A 597-nucleotide genomic window follows, 5' to 3' on the forward strand; every position below is an offset into this window, starting at 1 on the left:
CCCTTAAAAGAGCTTTGCGGGGCAATATTCTTGTTGCTGCTTCATCAGGGCGAAGGCGGTGCGAGCGATCTTCCGGGCCAGGATCACCAAGGCTTGCGTGGTGTGCAGTCCCCGGTCCCGATAGCGCTGATAGAAGGCGCGCCAGACCGGGTGTCGAGACGCACTCATGGCGGCACAGTGCAGCAGTCGCCTGACCTCCGTATCTCCTTGTTTGGTCAGCTTACGCTTGCCGGTGAGTTTGCCGGAGTCACGGACCCGGACATCCAACCCCAGGAAGGCAACGAAGGCATCGCTATTGGTGAAGTCTCCTCTCAGGAAGGCCATGACCAAGGCGGTGGCGGTGATCTCGCCGACCCCGTCGATCGCGTCGCAGCGTTGCACCTGAGTCTGTAAGCCGGCGGCGCTCACCGCGCTCTTGAGCCGTTTCTGGATCAGAGTGTCAATCCGGTCCATTTCGGCAATCAAGGTCTGTAGCGGGGCCTTGAGCTCCGGTTCTCCGCTCAGGCTCTGACGTAATGCCGTGCGGGCCTTAACCAAGGCGGCCCGGCGACGCAGCAGGCTCTGCAGCACCCGGTACGCCTTTGGGGGCGGGCTCCA

General features: G+C 62.3%; 1 protein-coding gene. It reads right to left on the reverse strand.

The window, feature by feature from the left end; genetic code table 11:
• Positions 1-3: 3 nt before the first annotated feature.
• The coding region (locus MA04_RS21750) for a transposase (protein WP_262462860.1) at positions 4-597 on the reverse strand (594 nt) is incomplete at its 5' end.

Origin of the sequence: Alloalcanivorax balearicus MACL04, from assembly GCF_025532145.1 — a bacterium.
GTDB lineage: Bacteria > Pseudomonadota > Gammaproteobacteria > Pseudomonadales > Alcanivoracaceae > Alloalcanivorax > Alloalcanivorax balearicus.